This is a genomic window from Rhodopirellula sp. UH5, assembly GCF_056839225.1.
Genome location: NZ_CM166390.1, coordinates 4675081 through 4691012, shown reverse-complemented (window position 1 = coordinate 4691012; position 15932 = coordinate 4675081). Strand labels below are relative to the sequence as shown.

Annotated in this window: 10 protein-coding genes; 3 read left to right on the top strand and 7 right to left on the bottom strand. The window is 57.0% G+C overall.

The features are described from left to right. Positions 1 to 133: 133 nt before the first annotated feature. Positions 134 to 2788, top strand: coding sequence for a flagellin hook IN motif-containing protein (locus UH5x_RS16560; RefSeq protein WP_482633063.1), 2655 nt, complete (start codon positions 134 to 136; stop codon positions 2786 to 2788). Positions 2789 to 2812: 24 nt separating this feature from the next. Here the strand turns inward: UH5x_RS16560 and cydB are convergent, their stop codons facing one another. From cydB to UH5x_RS16540, 4 genes are all read right to left on the bottom strand, one after another. Continuing rightward, positions 2813 to 3841: a cytochrome d ubiquinol oxidase subunit II gene (gene cydB / locus UH5x_RS16555; RefSeq protein WP_047814676.1), complete on the bottom strand. Its 1029-nt coding sequence runs from the start codon at positions 3839 to 3841 to the stop codon at positions 2813 to 2815. After that, positions 3838 to 5313 (bottom strand): cytochrome ubiquinol oxidase subunit I, encoded by a 1476-nt coding sequence (locus UH5x_RS16550; protein ID WP_482633062.1) that lies wholly within the window; start codon positions 5311 to 5313, stop codon positions 3838 to 3840. The genes cydB and UH5x_RS16550 overlap by 4 nt, the downstream gene beginning before the upstream one ends. Positions 5314 to 5551: 238 nt before the next feature. Next, positions 5552 to 6985 (bottom strand): DUF1501 domain-containing protein, encoded by a 1434-nt coding sequence (locus UH5x_RS16545; RefSeq protein ID WP_047814674.1) that lies wholly within the window; start codon positions 6983 to 6985, stop codon positions 5552 to 5554. Positions 6986 to 7306: 321 nt separating this feature from the next. Beyond that, a complete protein-coding gene (locus UH5x_RS16540) occupies positions 7307 to 10531 on the bottom strand; it encodes a DUF1553 domain-containing protein (RefSeq protein WP_482633061.1) in 3225 nt (1074 codons plus the stop codon). A 106-nt stretch (positions 10532 to 10637) separates the two neighbouring features. On the opposite strand from UH5x_RS16540, the gene UH5x_RS16535 reads away from it, so the two are divergent. Continuing rightward, positions 10638 to 11375, top strand: coding sequence for an AraC family transcriptional regulator (locus tag UH5x_RS16535; RefSeq protein WP_047814672.1), 738 nt, complete (start codon positions 10638 to 10640; stop codon positions 11373 to 11375). A 490-nt stretch (positions 11376 to 11865) separates the two neighbouring features. Beyond that, on the top strand, positions 11866 to 12726 hold the full coding sequence (locus UH5x_RS16530) for a hypothetical protein (RefSeq protein ID WP_482633060.1): 861 nt from the start codon (positions 11866 to 11868) through the stop codon (positions 12724 to 12726). A gap of 218 nt (positions 12727 to 12944) precedes the next feature. Here UH5x_RS16530 and hemW read toward each other — a convergent pair whose 3' ends face one another. From hemW to UH5x_RS16515, 3 genes are read right to left on the bottom strand one after another with little or no spacing between them, the layout of a single operon-like run. Further along, positions 12945 to 14123, bottom strand: a complete 1179-nt coding sequence (gene hemW / locus UH5x_RS16525) for a radical SAM family heme chaperone HemW (RefSeq protein ID WP_482633059.1) — start codon at positions 14121 to 14123, stop codon at positions 12945 to 12947. 1 nt (position 14124) lies between these two features. Continuing rightward, a complete protein-coding gene (locus tag UH5x_RS16520; protein ID WP_047817557.1) occupies positions 14125 to 14964 on the bottom strand; it encodes an MBL fold metallo-hydrolase in 840 nt (279 codons plus the stop codon). Continuing rightward, positions 14964 to 15767, bottom strand: a complete 804-nt coding sequence (locus tag UH5x_RS16515) for a segregation and condensation protein A (RefSeq protein ID WP_047817558.1) — start codon at positions 15765 to 15767, stop codon at positions 14964 to 14966. Before UH5x_RS16515 ends, UH5x_RS16520 begins: the two co-directional genes overlap by 1 nt. Positions 15768 to 15932: the final 165 nt, after the last annotated feature.

The window sequence follows — 15932 nt, the reverse complement described above, 5'->3', positions numbered from 1 at the left end:
CCAAGTACCCCCTACGATGACAATCAGCTCCAGTACATCAACGAGTTTCGCCAGTCAGTCTCTCCTTGTCGAGAATTTTCAACTGAGCGCCCGTGCGTCCAGTCAGGCTGAACCCGAAACGCTTCTTCGTCGCGTGGACACCACGTCTGACCGGATCAATTCATTGGTTGCCGGGATCAGCGAAAAGCTCTTGGATGCTGCACGAGTTGGGAGTTCATTCACGAGTTTTCAGGGCAGTATCGACACGGCTCTGACTGAAATCAGCGAACTCTTGGGGCAATCGTTGACGTTGGGCGGATCCGAGAATTCCGTCGTGCGTGGTCTCGATTCCAGTCAGATCAAAGACTTGGAAATCCTCTCGCTGCCACCCAATGCATCGGCTCGTTTCTCTGGTGGTATCACCCAGCAGGCTGGCAACGCCGAGATCCTGATCACCGACGCGGGGCGTTTGCAGGGCGGCGGCACCCTCGATCTGAAGGTCGGCGACTCGGAACGACGGATTCAGTTTCAACCGGGACGTTCGATTTCCGGGATGGCTCAACAAATCAACTCGAAGAACGTTGGTGTCAAAGCGATTGAAGTGGATGGAAAACTGCGTTTGACATCGCGGACCTCGCAAAGCCTGGAAGCGACGGTGCGTCCGATCCGAACAGGACGGAACGAGGGCGAGAACCAGCTTTTTGGAGTCAACGAGTCACAGGTGGATCGTGTGGACATGAGCCGGTTGTCGAACGGCGTCTCGCAAACCATCCAGGGGCAAGTCGACTCGGTGGCGACGGTTGCGAGACTGACCTATCAAGGCAGCGCCGGTGGGTTGGTCTCGGGTTCGGCCAACTTTGATTTGACCGGAGACCTTGGCAGCGCCAATGTGGAAACCACTCGTGGTGAATCTTTGATTTCGTTTGCCGAGAAGATCAACAATGTGTCGGCGTTCACGGGGGTCAAGGCGGAAGTCAATGGCAACGAGCTTCGACTTGTGTCGCAGTTGCGTGGCGACGACGCGGAAGTTCGTCTGTCCAATGTTGTTCGCCAATTCCGCCCCACGATCGAAGGCGTCAACGCGGCACAGATTCCCCGATTTGATTTGCAGAGCATCGCAGACGGGGCTGAGGTCAATCTGTCCGGGACCATCACCACCGCCGCTGACGCCGCCAAGTTGCAATACCAAGGCAGCGGTGGCAGCGTCGTCGACACGGCTGTGTTCACTCTGTCGGGCAACTCAGGCAGCGAGCAAATCGCGATCGCTCAAGGGGAAGCTCTGACGGATGTTCGCGATCGAATCAATGCGGAGACGGAATCGACAGGAGTGGTTGCGACTGTCGATGGCGACACACTTCAGTTCCGTGGGCAGACCGTTGGGTCGTCGGAAAGCATCCAGGTGACATTGGACGACATCACGCAGTATGTCGACGTCGAGGGAGTCAACGCGAGTCAGATTCAAGGGTTCACAGTGAACTCTTCGGAGCCTCGTTCGACCAACATTCTCAGTGGTACCGTGGACCAAACGGCCACCCGAGGGCAGCTGACTTATGATGGTTTTTGGGGGGCCGCCACCAGCAGAGCCACCTTCAATCTCACCGGTGAATTGGGAACCGTGGAAATTGATGTGTCGACGTTTCAATCGCTCAGTTCGCTTCGGGATGACATCAACGATCAGACCGGTGACACAGGAGTGGTCGCGACGTTGTCGGGTAGCACACTGACATTGGAAAGCCAAAACGAAGGAACCAAAGGCAAGGTCGAAGTGGACGTGACATCGGGATCCTTCAGCACGGATGGCGGTGACGGCAATGGAAACGCCGCGGGCACGGACGCCCAGCTCACCATCAATGGTGAATCGGTCACCGCCGATGGGAATCAGGTGGACTACACCGATTCACTGGGATCGTATTCCTTTGACGTGCAGTCTGGGTTCACGGGAGCGTTCGACCCCATCGAGGTGACCACTTCGGACGGCGATTTCGATCTCACCGGCGGAGACGAAACCGGGACTGCCTATGGGGTGGACGCCGAGGCCACGATCAATGGCCAATCCTTCGTTGCGGATGGCAATGAATTTGAGATCACCGTTGATTCCGCGGTGATGAGCTTTGACGTCGACACAGGGTTCCTGGGGGCGATCGATCCCATCACGTTGCGCTCGGAGGAGGATGAGTTTTCCGTCACAGGTGGTGACGGCAACGGCAACGCGAATGGGCAAGACGGGCAAGCGACCATCAACGGTGAAACGTACACTTCGGCGACCAACACCTTTGAGGTTTCCGTCGGCGAAAGTTCGATCGACCTCGAGTTCGTCGACAAGTTTGTCGGAGCCATCGACGCCTTTGAAATTGATTCGGAGGTCACCGCCAAGCGTCGCACAGGAACCCCAAGCACCTATCACTCCTCGGCAAAGAGCGAACAGTTTGCAATCAATGGTCAAGAAGTGGACAAGGTCAATGGCCGGTATGAATTCGAACAGGATGGCGTTCGAATCGGGTTCCAAATCGCTGAAGGTTTTCGCGGGAGTTTTGATAACTTCACCATCACGGCCAATGGGGCGGCGGCGGAGTCTTACCGTGGGTCTCAGGTGTCCTCTTTGACGGGGACCGCTTTGGAAGCAACGCAAACCGCGTTGGTGGATCTGTTTCAATTGGCTTCCGGCGGCAAGTACGACAGCCAAAATTCAGACGCACTGGATGCCTACAACGTGACCAAGGAGACTCTGGTCAATCTGCAATCACTCTTGGGTGTCTCGACCTCGCGGGGGCGTTCACTCAACGGATTGCTGTTCGACCGAAACGCTTGAGCAACCGTCGTGTTCCAGGCACGTTCAGTAGCTGTTGGTGTCGATACGTACCTTCCCACGGAAGATCCAGTAGATGACAAGGGTGTAGCTGAGCACACAGGGCATGCCCAGTCCGGCAATGATCAACATGATGTTCAGGGTGCCTTCACTGCTGCGAGCGTTGTCCAGTGTGATGCTGTAGGCGGGGTCGATCGTCGACAGCATGAAGTTCGGGTAGATCGCGACGCTGAACAACGATGCCAGAGCCAGGATCACCATCGCCGATGAAAAGAAGGCGTACGCTGGTTTGCCCAGGTGCATGGCCCTGGGGATGTTCAGCACGGCCAACGCATTGAGGATCGGGACGATCCAAAGGAGAGGGTAATTGGCGATGTTCTCGGTGGCGTGAGGCACATGCCACCACGTCGCGAGGGTTGCCAGTGAGTACATTCCCGCGAACACGTAGAACAGCGGCGTGATCGCGGATCGAACTCGGCTCTGCAGTTCATGCTCGGTTTTGAGATACAAGTAGATCGCACCGTGCAGTGCAAACAGGGACACGGTCAACATCCCGATCATCAACGGGTACCACCCCAGTTGGCTGAGCAGGCTGCCTTCGTAGTGATACTTGGGACCAAGTTCCATTCCCTGCATGACGTTTCCCCCGGCGACGCCCAGCAGCATCGCCGCGGAAGTGGAGGACAGAAAGAAGCCAAAGTCCCACAGTCGTCGCCAGGTGGGTGAATGGACTTTGGAACGGAACTCAAGACTGACGGCGCGTCCGATCAAGCAGGTCAGGAGCAGATAGAAAGCCAGGTAGAAACTGCTGAACACGGTGGCGTAAGCGACGGGGAACGCAGCAAACAAGGCTCCACCAAAGGTGACCAGCCAGACTTCATTGCCGTCCCAGAGCGGCCCGATGGAGTTCATCACCAGTCGGCGTTCTTGATCGGTTTTCGCGAGGAACGGATGAAGGATTCCGACCCCGAGATCAAAGCCATCCAGGATCGCGTAGCCGCACAACAGCACGCCCAGCAACACGAACCAGACAAACGTCACGGTTTCGTAGCTCATTGCGAGTCCTCCTCGAGAAAGTCACCGCCGTGCGATTTGCCGCTGTGTTCAAATTGCTCGGACATGGAATCCGCTCGCGTGGTTCGTTTGTGTTCCAGCAGAGCCTCGACACTCTCGGGGCCATGTTGGATTTTATGATTCAGCACAAACACCCAGACCGCGAAAAGCATCGAGTAGATGATGCCAAATAGAATGATCGAACTGAGGACTTGTTCGGCGGTCACGGATTCACTGAGTCCATCGGCGGTCTTCAAACCCATCATCTCCACACCGTCTTGAACGGAGGGGTAAACGATCCACGGTTGCCGCCCCACTTCGGCGGTGACCCATCCCGCTTGATTGGCGGTCATCGCGGCAACGGGCATGAACACAATGGTCCACAGCAACCAACGTCGCTGCGACAAGGAATCACGAAACCAGAACCAACAGGCCAGTCCCGCCACCCCGATCATCATCGTTCCCAAGCCGACCATCAGGTGAAAGGTTTGGAAGGGCAGCCACACCGGCGGGCGTTCATCGGCCGGGATCTGATCCATTGCCGGAACGGGTTCCATGGGATCGTTGTGAACCATCAGGCTCAACAGGTAGGGGATTTGGACACCGAAGTGAACGGTCTCGTCTTCTGCATCGGGCCAACCGAAAAGGTAGAGCCCGGTGGGTTGGTCAGTTGTTTCGAAGTGAGCCTCCATCGCAGCGAGTTTGGCAGGTTGTGTTTCGACCAGCTTTTGAGCCGAGTCATGTCCGGTCGCAGCCGCAAGGATCGTGAACAACAACGAGGTGGGCAGAGCGATCGACAAGCAGCGACGAGCGAACTCTTCATGTCGCCCTTTGAGCAAGTAGTAGGCGCAAACGGACGCGACAAAGAAGGCTCCCAAGACAAACGCACCGATCAAGGTGTGAGTCAGTCGGTCCACCGAGGAGGGATTGAAAACCATGGCCCAGAAATCGGTGACCTCCGCTCGCGGCATGGATTCACCTTGCACGTCGTGCCACACGATGTGGTATCCCGCTGGTGTTTGTTGCCAACTGTTGGCGACCACGATCCAAACCGCACTGAATATCGACCCAAGAGACACCATCAACGTGCTGAACAAGTGCATGGTCGGACCAACCCGGTCCCAGCCAAACACCAGCACGGCCAAGAACCCACTTTCTAAGAAGAAGGCGAAGATGCCTTCCGCGGCGAGCGCCGATCCAAACACGTCACCAACGAAGCGTGAGTAGGCGGCCCAGTTGGTGCCGAACTCAAATTCCATCACGATGCCGGTGGACACGCCCATCGCGAAATTGACTGCGAAAACCCGAGTCCAAAACCGGGCCGCGGCTTCCCAAGCAGGATCGCGAGTCCGATAGGATGCGAGTTCGCACAGGAACAACTGCAGACCCAACCCGATCGACAATGGCGGGAACAGGTAGTGGAACATGATCGTTCCGGCGAACTGCAACCGACTGAGTATCTCAACGTCCATCATGGGAATGATCTTGGGGTTGATGCCGTAGCGGATCCATCACAGCGAATGACGACTGACAAAACGAGAGGTGTCAAGAAGGCCAGCACGCAAACGTCAGTCTAAATTATTGCGGCACGGAGGGTGGTGAAACCTGTGGCGAAGCGTCACACGCGGTGGACTGTCGCGAATTTGTCCCGATCGATATGCACCTGAATGTCATGTGCAGGCAAGCATCGGGCACAACGTGATCACCTGAAGATCAAGCCAGAATGTCGCGGACAACATGCCCGTGCACATCGGTCAGGCGGAACCGGCGGCCTTGGTACTTGTAGGTCAGTCGCTCGTGATCGATGCCCATCAGATTCAGGATCGTGGCATTGAAATCGTGCACGTGGACCCCGTTTTCAGCCACGTTGTAGCTGAATTCGTCCGTCGTTCCGTAGCTCATGCCGGGCCGGGTTCCGCCGCCTGCCATCCAGGTCGTGAAGCAACGCGGGTGGTGATCTCGCCCGTAGTTGCCCGGCGTCAGGGTGCCTTGTGAGTACGACGTGCGTCCAAACTCACCGCCCCAGATGACCAAGGTGTCATCCAACATCCCCAGACGCTTGAGGTCTTTGACGAGCGCCGCGGATGCTTGGTCGGTTTCCTTGGCTTGGCCGGTGATTCCCTTGGGCAAATTGGAGTGTTGGTCCCATCCTTGGTGGTAGAGCTGAATGAACCGCACGTCGCGTTGGGCCAAACGCCTCGCCAACAAACAGTTGGCGGCGAAGGTCCCCGGTTGCTTGGCGTCTTCACCGTACAGTTCAAACGTGGACTCCGGTTCGTCGGAAAAATCCGTTGCGTCAGGCACACTGGTTTGCATCTTGAACGCCATCTCGTACTGAGCGATGCGTGATTGGATCTCCGGATCAAATTCACGTTGGAATTGATGCGAGTTCAAACGGTTGATCGAATCGAGTTGGTGACGTCGATGATCACGCGAGATGCCGTCGGGGTTGGACAAATACAACACCGGATCTTCACCGCCACGGAACTGGACACCTTGGTACTTGGAGTCGAGGAATCCGTTGCCCCACAAACGCGAGTACAGCGGTTGGCCGCCTTGGCCTTTGGTGACCAGCACCACAAAGGCGGGAAGGTCATCGTTTTCGCTGCCCAGCCCGTAGGAGATCCAGGAACCGAGCGATGGCCGGCCCGCGATCTGCGACCCGGTTTGAAAAAACGTGATCGCGGGGTCGTGGTTGATCGCTTCGGTGTGCATCGATTTGATGAAGCACACGTCGTCGACGATGTCGCGGTGATAGGGCAGCAGTTCGCTCAGCCAGGCACCAGATTGCCCGTGTTGAGCAAACTTGAACTTGGAAGCCGCCACCGGCAGCGAGCTTTGGTTCACCGACATGCCGGTCAAACGTTGTTCACCGCGGACCTCAGGTGGCAATTCGCGTCCGTGCATTTGTTCCAGCATCGGCTTGTGATCGAACAAGTCTTGCTGGGCCGGTCCGCCCGATTGGAACAAGTAGATGATGCGTTTTGCTTTGGGAGCAAAGTGCATCCCGCCGAGGTCTGGCGTGGGTGTCGCAGCCGATGCCATGTCGCGCCCGAGCAAGTGCGCGAGTGCGGCGGCACCGACGGTGGAGGTGGCTTGTTTAAGGAAGACACGGCGTTTGGATTGCAGTGAAAAGTCAGGAGTCATGATGGTTTCCCTCGCAAGGAAGAAGGCGAGTTGGGGGAGGACTTGGAAGGGTGGGAAGCAGACTTCGGATGGACGGTTCGAAACAGGCAGGAATGTTTGCGGATGAACTCGTTCGAGACTTGGGCCGACGCGGCGAAGCATCTTTGACAACCCGAATGCGCAAGCGAGGGATTCGATGTGGTCCCTCACTCACGCGTCGGGTTGTGATTCTGATGTAGGTTGGCCACTCTTGGCCGACATCCACAACTCTGACCGGCAAGAGTTCCCAATCTGCATGCGTTAAAAATGGCGGCGATGTACCAACGCGGGCTCGTCTGCCTGCTAGCGTTTCCAAATCGTGGCGTCCAAGTTCAGGATGACTTGGCACAACGAGGTCATTGCGGCGAGTTCGGGAAGGGAAACTTCGCGGGGCAGTTCTCGCTCACCGATGGACAGGTAGCTTTGGGCGGACTCGACGTCTTCCTCAAAGAAGTCCAGTTCGCGTTGATAAAGCGTGACAAGTTCTTCCCGTTCGGTTGCATCGGGACGTCGTCCGGCCAGCTTCAGGAACGCATTTTCAATTCTCTGTTCAGGGGCTTGGTCGCTCACCAAGTGGGTCGCCAACACCCGGGTCGCTTCGATGAACTGTTCGTCGTTGAGCAGAACGAGTGCTTGCAACGGCGTGTTGGTTCGCGAGCGTTTGACGGTGCAGACTTCCCGCGTCGAGGCATCGAAGACCATCATGTTGGGAAGCGGCGAGGTGCGTTTCCAAACGGAATACAGCGAACGTCGGTAGAGCGACTTGCCGACTGATTGTTGATACGCAGGCGACATCCCGTTGGATTCTCGCCACAGGTCTTGGCCCGGTTGATACGGCGACACTGGTGGGCCGCCCATCTCGGGGTTCAGCAACCCAGAGGCGGCCAGTGCGAGATCACGAATTTGTTCGGCTGCGAGTCGGTAGGACGGGCCCCGGGCGAGCAATTGGTTCGTCGGGTCGCTCTCAAATTTTTCCTGGGTGCAGCGGGAGTCTTGCCGATAAGTCGCTGACAGCACGATGTTCCGGCACATGCGTTGGATGTCCCAGTCGTGATCGACGAAATCGCGAGCCAACCAGTCCAGCAATTCGGGATGCGTTGGCAGGTCGCCTTGCAAACCAAAGTTCTCGGGCGTGCGGACCAATGGATCGGCGAAGAAGTTACCCCACAGTCGGTTGACGGCTACACGAGCGGTCAGTGGGTGTTCTGGGTGCGTGATCCATTGAGCCAGGCCCAAGCGGTCTTTCGGAGCGTCCTCAGGGAACGGAATCGGGATGGCTTTCAGGACCGTTCGTTCCACGCGTGTGGTTTCGTCGGTCTTGGCATCGTATTCCCCGCGGAGCAACAGGTGCGTTTCGCGAGGTTGCTCCATTTCACGCATGATGGGGACTTCTTGGATGACTTCTTCGGCCATCACATATTGATGTCGAGCCTGGCGAAGTTGAGCAACCGCATCGCGAGTGACTTGATCGATGGCGGACGCGAACGTCACTTCGTCGGCAGGTTGAGCCTCGCCGGTTGCGAGGACTTGCAGTTCAAGTGGCGTCAGGTTGCGTTCGTACAGTCGGACGTCATCGATCAAGCCGCCGGCGAAGCCACGAGCTCGGAAACGTTGGCCGATCACGAAGTCTCCGCCATGGTCGACGACGACATTGCATGACTTTTTGACTTCGTCACGCAGCGTCACCGTTTCCAGTTCCCGACCGTTGAGGAAAAGTTTCAGCCCCGACGCCTGGGAGGACCCGTCGTAGGTTGCCGCGACTTGATGCCATTGTTTGGCTGGGATCGATTCCACCGTTTTGACGCTGATCGCGTTGCCAGGCCAAACCCGAGCCAAACGAGATTCGAGGTGGCCGTCTTGGATCGTCAGGTCGTACCCGTTGTAGCCGCAGTCGGTGCCGCGAGTGTGGTGGACGATCAGGCTGCGTTCCGGTGATCGTTCGGGATCGTTGAGCGTGACAACGACGGTGAAAGGCGTCCAGCGATCCAGCGGTTCAATCTCGTGAGCAGTCACGCCGCGTTCGCCATCGAGCTGCAATGCCATTCGTTCGATTGGACCGTTGGCTTGATCGGTTGATGGTGCTTTGGAATCGTCCTTGGCTGCTGAGCGAGCTTTTTCGTCATCGGCCAGCGTTGGATTCAGCCGAGCGATCTCGCAATTCTCGACGGGGACCAAATCACACATCTTCGCCCAAGACCGGTCGGACTCGGACGGGTGATAAACGGGTTTGACGGCGTTGTCGAATCCTTGGTCCAACGCCAAGGCGAGGCGGAGGTCGGGGATGTCGTCGGCGGTGATGGAAGTCGCTTCGCTGGTCTTGAAACGTTCCTTCGCATCTGCAAGAACCGCTTGGTAGTGTTGTTCGGAAGCGGCCATTTGTGTGCGCGCTTGTTCGAGTGCCGCGGATTCTTCTTCGGTTGGAAGCAGCATTGACGGGCAGGGCACTTTTTCGGTGCGATCGTAGACGCCGCTTTCGTCGATCGAGTTGAAGAACGCCGAGAGCGAATAGAAGTCACGAGCGGTGATCGGGTCGTACTTGTGATCGTGGCATCGGGCGCACTCCAATGTCAGTCCCATCACGGCAGTGCTGAAGGTGTGGACGCGATCAGCAGCGTTTTCGATTCGCCACTCTTCAAAGACCGCACCGCCTTCGTTGTTGAGACGGTGAATGCGATTGAAAGCGGTGGCCAGCCGTTGGTCTGGCGTGGGGTCTTCCAGCAAGTCACCGGCGATTTGCCAGGTCAAGAAATCGTCGTAAGGAAGATTCTGGTTCAGAGCACGAACGACCCAGTCTCGGTAGGGCCACTGCGTGTTGAGTTTGTCGCTTTGGTAGCCGTAAGAATCGGCGTAGCGAGCGACGTCGAGCCAGGCGATCGACATGTGTTCGCCGAACGCGGAGGACTTCAGCAGCTCATCGACCGCCGCTTCATACGCTCGTTCGCGATCTTTCTGGACGGCTTGTTCAAAGCTCTGAATGGTTTCCGCTGATGGTGGCAATCCGGTCAAGTCCAACGTGACTCGTCGCAACCAGCGCAACGGATCCGCTTCAGGGTTGGGCTGTTGCCCGGCCGCTTCGATTTTGGCCAGAACAAATGGATCGATGGTTTGTTGGGGCCAGTCGGCCTGTTTGACCGAGGGCGTTTCGACCGTCAGAGGCAGTTTTTCAAACGACCAATGCGCTGCGTAAGGAGCTCCTTCGTCGATCCAACGCTTGAGCATCTCTTTCTGCTCGTCGGTCAGCTCCAGATTCGCGTGCGGTGGTGGCATCAGCAGATCGGGATCGTCGCTTTGAATGCGGTCCAGCAACTCGTCTGATTCCAAGACGTACGCGGCATCTTCGCGAACATCCAATCGCAGGTCCGCTTCCCGGGTGGCTTCATCGGGACCGTGGCAGAAGTAACACCGGTCCGAAAGAATCGGCCGGATGTCGCGATTGAAATCAATGTCGTCGTTCGCGTGGACGATGACGCAGGTCACCGCAGGCCAAACGAAAAGCAAAGGGATCAGGTTGCGAAAAGAAACGAACATGGTGGGTGAGCAGCTGTGGGGGAGGATGCTTGATTCGGAGACCAGTTTGGCTGCAAAACACTTGGTTGTCTTGCATTGAGCGATTATTCTTGTGTAAAAAAACAGCATGAAAAAGACACTCCATAGACAAGGGTTTTTCGATCGATTGGCTCCCGGACAGGAGATTCTGAAGCTGTTTGATTGGATGCCCGACGTGTCGTTCTTCGTCAAAGATCGCGAGGGCAGGTTCATGGCTCTGAATCGTCGTGGCTGTGAATACTGCGGGGTGCTGTCCGAGTCGGAGGCGATCGGGAAGACCGATCACGACTTCTTTCCCAAGACGCGGGCGGATGAGTACCGGGAAGACGATTTGCAGGTGATGGAGTCAAAGGAAGCGATCGTCAACCGAATCGAAAGTGCGCCCGAAGAAGCTGGTTCGCCCCGGTTGGTCACGACCAGCAAGATTCCACTGAAGGATCGTCGTGGGCGCGTGATCGGTGTGGCCGGTTTTTCGCGACAAGTCGAGCGGATGCAATCAGGCAGCGCGGACTCGTTGGCAAAGGTGATGCAGTACATCCACGCTCACTACCGTGAAGACATTCCGACCGGGCACTTGGCCGAGATGGCGGGGTTGTCAGCAAGTCACTTTGAGCGGCGGTTTCGATTGGCGTTTGGTGCCTCGCCACGCCAGTATTTGATTCGCGTTCGAATTGAGAACGCGGCGCGTGAGTTGCGAGAATCGGATGAGCGTGTGACTGCGATCGCACAGAGTTGCGGCTTCTATGACCACGCGCATTTCAGCCGTAGCTTTCAACGCATCATGAACATGTCGCCGACGCAGTATCGCAAACGCAAACAGGGCTGAACGCCGCTTCCCCAGAGTCGAACCATTGTCCCCCATTGTTCCGTCAGGCAGCGTTCTCTGCCGAACCATTTTCCAGGTTCAAACCAACGGTCTTCCAACGCGTTAAGCAATGATGCGGAAGTTCACCTCGTTTGGGATGGCTGGCTCATTCGTGGAAGTTAAGCAGGTCGGCAGGAGTCTTTCGGCATTTGGACTGTTTCGGTAAGCGTCGTTGCTCCCACGTACAACCGGGGCTAACGCCCAAACGGCTCACATGATGATGCCCGATCATTCCTGCCGACCTGCTTAGCTTTCACACTTCCATGTTATAATTTGAGAGCCTGTTGAGCGTGATTCGTCGAAGGCAAATGTTGCTAGAATGCGGGGACCGTTTTTGTATTTGACGCACATCCGTGATGGATCTGAAATGCGAAGTTTCCTTGTCTCAAAGATCGCTGTTCTAGACCTATGGGCGAGGTGCCTTGCGTGTGTCTTGTTGGCATCCGTTGTGATGGCTGGAACAGCTCCAGCCGGTGAGTACGGCGACCTCACGGCCCAGCAACAAGCCGATCTGTCTCGTTTCTTGGGTTGGGTCTGGGCCGACGGCAAGCCATTGAATACCGATCGAGGAACCGGAATTCGATCGGAGGTGCGTCATGCGAAATACAAAGCTGTCGTTGAACGACTGTTGGCGATTCCCGAGCTTGGCATGCAATTGGGGAACACGGATGGCGAACCCGATAAACGGAAGATCAAAGCTCCTTGGGACTTTTGGAACCATTCGCTGCCAGGGGGAAACCCAGGAGATCCACAGCTTCTGAGAGACGCGATCCGCAATCCCAATTTCTTAGCCGGAGTGATCGAGGGGGAGGGCGGTCGAAGCAAACAGGGCCAGCTCTACTACATGGACGACCATTTCCACGGACCGGCCCGTCAAGACAAACTGTACGGTCTGGCTCACTTTGGACCCGAAAGAATTCTGCAGCTTTTCGAACTGCTAGGAGAAACCTACGGTTTCACTCGCACCAGCCTGCGAATTGGCGGAGAGAACCCCTCTTCACCGATCTACACCTACGCTCAAATTGATGAAGCTCGCGCAGATCTGCAGCGGCGATTCGCGGCCGCGAAAGGCCACAATGAAGCCGTGAATCGGGAAGGAGGGAGCGATTATCAAAAGTTGATTCCCACTCATCTCTTTGTTCATTCCGACGACTGGGACACGCTGAGGAGCTACGGGTTCTTCTTTGCGGGACGCATACCAGACTCACCAACCGGGACTCCGCATCGCAGCGTGGCGGAGGGAACGTTTCCCGCCAGCGACCTGCCGTTGGCGACAGGTACCATGAGCTTCTTTGGACCCGAGAACAATTGAGCAGGTCGGCAGGAGTCCTTTGGCATTTGGACTGTTTCGGTAGATGCCACTGCTGCCACATGCAACCGGGGCGAACGCCCAAACGGCTCACATGGTTGTGCCCGGTCATTCCTGCCGACGTGCTTGTCGTGTGAAGTGAGGGCACGGTAGTTCCACTCATGCACATCCCGCTTACCGGCGAAGCAACCCAGCAACGCAAACAGGGGAGGACAACGGTTCTAATTCGGCTCGGACAGCAGAGCGGATGCGACGGTGTCCGCGAACAGAATGCCGCGACGGGTGAGTCGCAGGTGATGATTCTGGTGCGTGACCAATTCCATGGATTGAAGCTTCGTCAACGTTTCAACAAGCAATGCTTCTAAGTCGATCGAAGTGCGGTCGTGAATTGTGGAAAGGTTGATCCCGTCGAGTTGTCGCACGCCAAACGCGGCCAGTTCACGCGCGTACTGTTCCAGCGTGATGGTTTCCGTTTCATCGGTCGCGTTTCCGCTCGCAAGCATGCGTTTGAGGTACGTCGTCGTGCTGCGATGATTGACTTCGCGTCGGCCGTCAACGAAGCGAGCGGCACCGGGGCCAACGGCATGCCATCCACGTCCCGCCCAGTAGGCCAAGTTGTGTTGGCACCTGAATGACTCTCTGGCGAAGCTGCTGATCTCGTACTGCTGCCAACTGGCTGTGGAGAACTGTTGTTGCGCCGCTTCGTACATTTGCAGTTCCAGCGTCTCGTCGGCTTCCGACAGATCACCTCGCGAACGTCGCGACCAGAACGAGGTGCCTTTTTCAAACGTCAGGGCATAGGTGGAGACATGCGAGATCGAGGAGGCTGCGGCGATCGACAGATCATTTTGCCACGTCGCGAGGGTTTCGTTCGGGGCACCAAAGATCAGATCGATCGAGACATTGCCGACTCGTTGGTGAGCCGCTTCGATCGCATCAAGTGCGATGGATTCGTCATGGCTTCGTTCGAGACATCGCAATTTGTCGGCGTTGAACGACTGAACGCCGAGGCTGATTCGATTCACGCCGATGGCTTGCAAGGCATCCAGGCATTCGGGCGTGATGTCCTCGGGGTTGGCTTCGGCGGTGATCTCGGCCTCGTCCGCGATCGGAAAGGCCTCCGCGATGGCTCGATGCAGTCGTTGCAAACGTGCGGCGGACAATCGCGTTGGCGTGCCACCGCCCAAGAAGATTGTTTGCAGCGGCAGTTCATCGGGACGAGCACCGTCACGTGTGATGCCTGCGAGTTCTCGCTCGATGGCATCCAGGTATTGGTCCTGCAACTCGTCGCGTCCGGCGATCACACTGAAGTTGCAATAACCGCAACGATGACGACAGAACGGAACGTGCACATACAGCGACTGTGGTTGGGGCCAGCCGCCTGGGGGAACACGCGTCATGTCAAATCCAAAGTTTCAGCCGGTCGTCCAACATGCCCGGCAAGGCTTTTTTGACAAAGCGTCGGATTTGGACATCGGTGTAACGCGTGCTGGCGTGCGATCCGATGATCAATTCGTTTTTGAAGTTGCCCGCTCTTTCACAATAGTCATCCACGTGCATGTGACCGTGCTTGTGGATCTTGGATCGCCGATGTTCGGGCGCAGCAAACGTGAGTTCACTGATCAAGATCTTGGACTCGTAGAACTCGGGGTTGTTGTCCAAACCTTTGGGTGACGTGTCGCCGGTGTAAGCGAACACTGGCACGCGTTGCTCGGTCGTGATCTCGGTGCCGGCGATCTTCAAATCACGAATCTTTTCGCCGGGTAGGTCCAAGTACTCTGGCTTGAGTTTGTGTCGTCGTTGGTAGACGACGAACCCCAGTGCATCGATCGTGTGATGCACGTTCATGGAACGGATGACGTATTCACGTCCGATGTTGGTTTCGTCTCCATCGAGCAGTCCGACCAATTCGCAGGGCATCGCACCGCGATCGAGGCTGCGGAAGGTTTGCAACATCTTCCACGCCATGTCGACCGCTGAGTCGGGGAGGTAGATGACCGGCGGATCCATCTTCATCATCCGTCGCCGGGAGACGTATGCGGGGAGGGCCGCAATGTGATCCAGGTGCGCGTGCGAAATGAACATCGTCGGCGTGCCCATGAAATCCCAGGGCTGGACGCCGACATCGAAGAGCAGCTTGAGTTCGTTGACGCGCCAGCAGGTTTGGACCGCGGCGCGGGAGTAGCCCTCGATCGTCAAGCCATCGTGGACGTGCGAGAGAATTGGAATGTTATCGACCATCAACGCATCCGGATCGGCATGTTGCTGTTGTCGATCGAGTCGGTGCCGTAGTTGTCGACTTCGTTGACGTTCAAGTTATCCGAGTAGCGGTCGGTTCGCACGACTTCGATTTCACCGAGGTCGTTTTGGTCGACTGCGGCACCGTGGTGCCGAGTCAGTTCCAGCATGGCCAGAAACCAACCGATGTAGGCCGATTTATGCTGCCCGGCGGGCACCAAATCGACCAGCGGCACGCGGGATTGGGCCGCCAGTTCTTTGTGGATCTTTTGCATGTAGACGTGAATGGGGGTGTCGTCGTAGACGACCTCGGTGGGCGGCGGGCCGGCGGATTCACGCATGATCCGCCCAAAGGCACTGACCAAGTCCCAGATTTCGAGTTCGACGATGGGTTGATCGGCGGGGTCGTTTCGGCGGTTGGGGAGGTCGTCGGCGACGCGTTCGAACCGGGTCTGCCAGCGAGCGGACATTTCGTCCAGGACCGCCGCCGCATCGCGAATCTCTTTGTATTGAAGCAGGCGTTCGACCAGTGCCTCGTGGGTGTCCTCGACCGCTTCTTCTGCGGTTTCGTCCTCGATTTTGGGCAGGACCGCCTGGCTTTTCATTTCCACCAAGGTGGCGGCCAGTTCCAGGAAATCGCCGACTTCGCCCAAATTGAGCTCCTGCAGCACGTCCAGGTGCGCGATGTATTGGTCGACCACTTTGGCCAGCGACATCTCCGTCAGCGACAATTCCTGGCGGCGAACCAAGTACAGCAGCAGATCGATTGGCCCTCGATAGACCGGCAAATCGATGCGAAAGCTCATGCGACGGGTCGCTCAGGGGGCAAAAAGGGTTGAAAGTGGGTGAAGAAGGGACAAAAACGCGAGTCGCAGGTTCGAACGGCCAGCAGGTTCGGGCGGAATCTCGGCTCGAGACGACGCGTCCGCGAACATTTGAGGGCTGAAAGTGGTCTGTCCCGGCTGATCAAG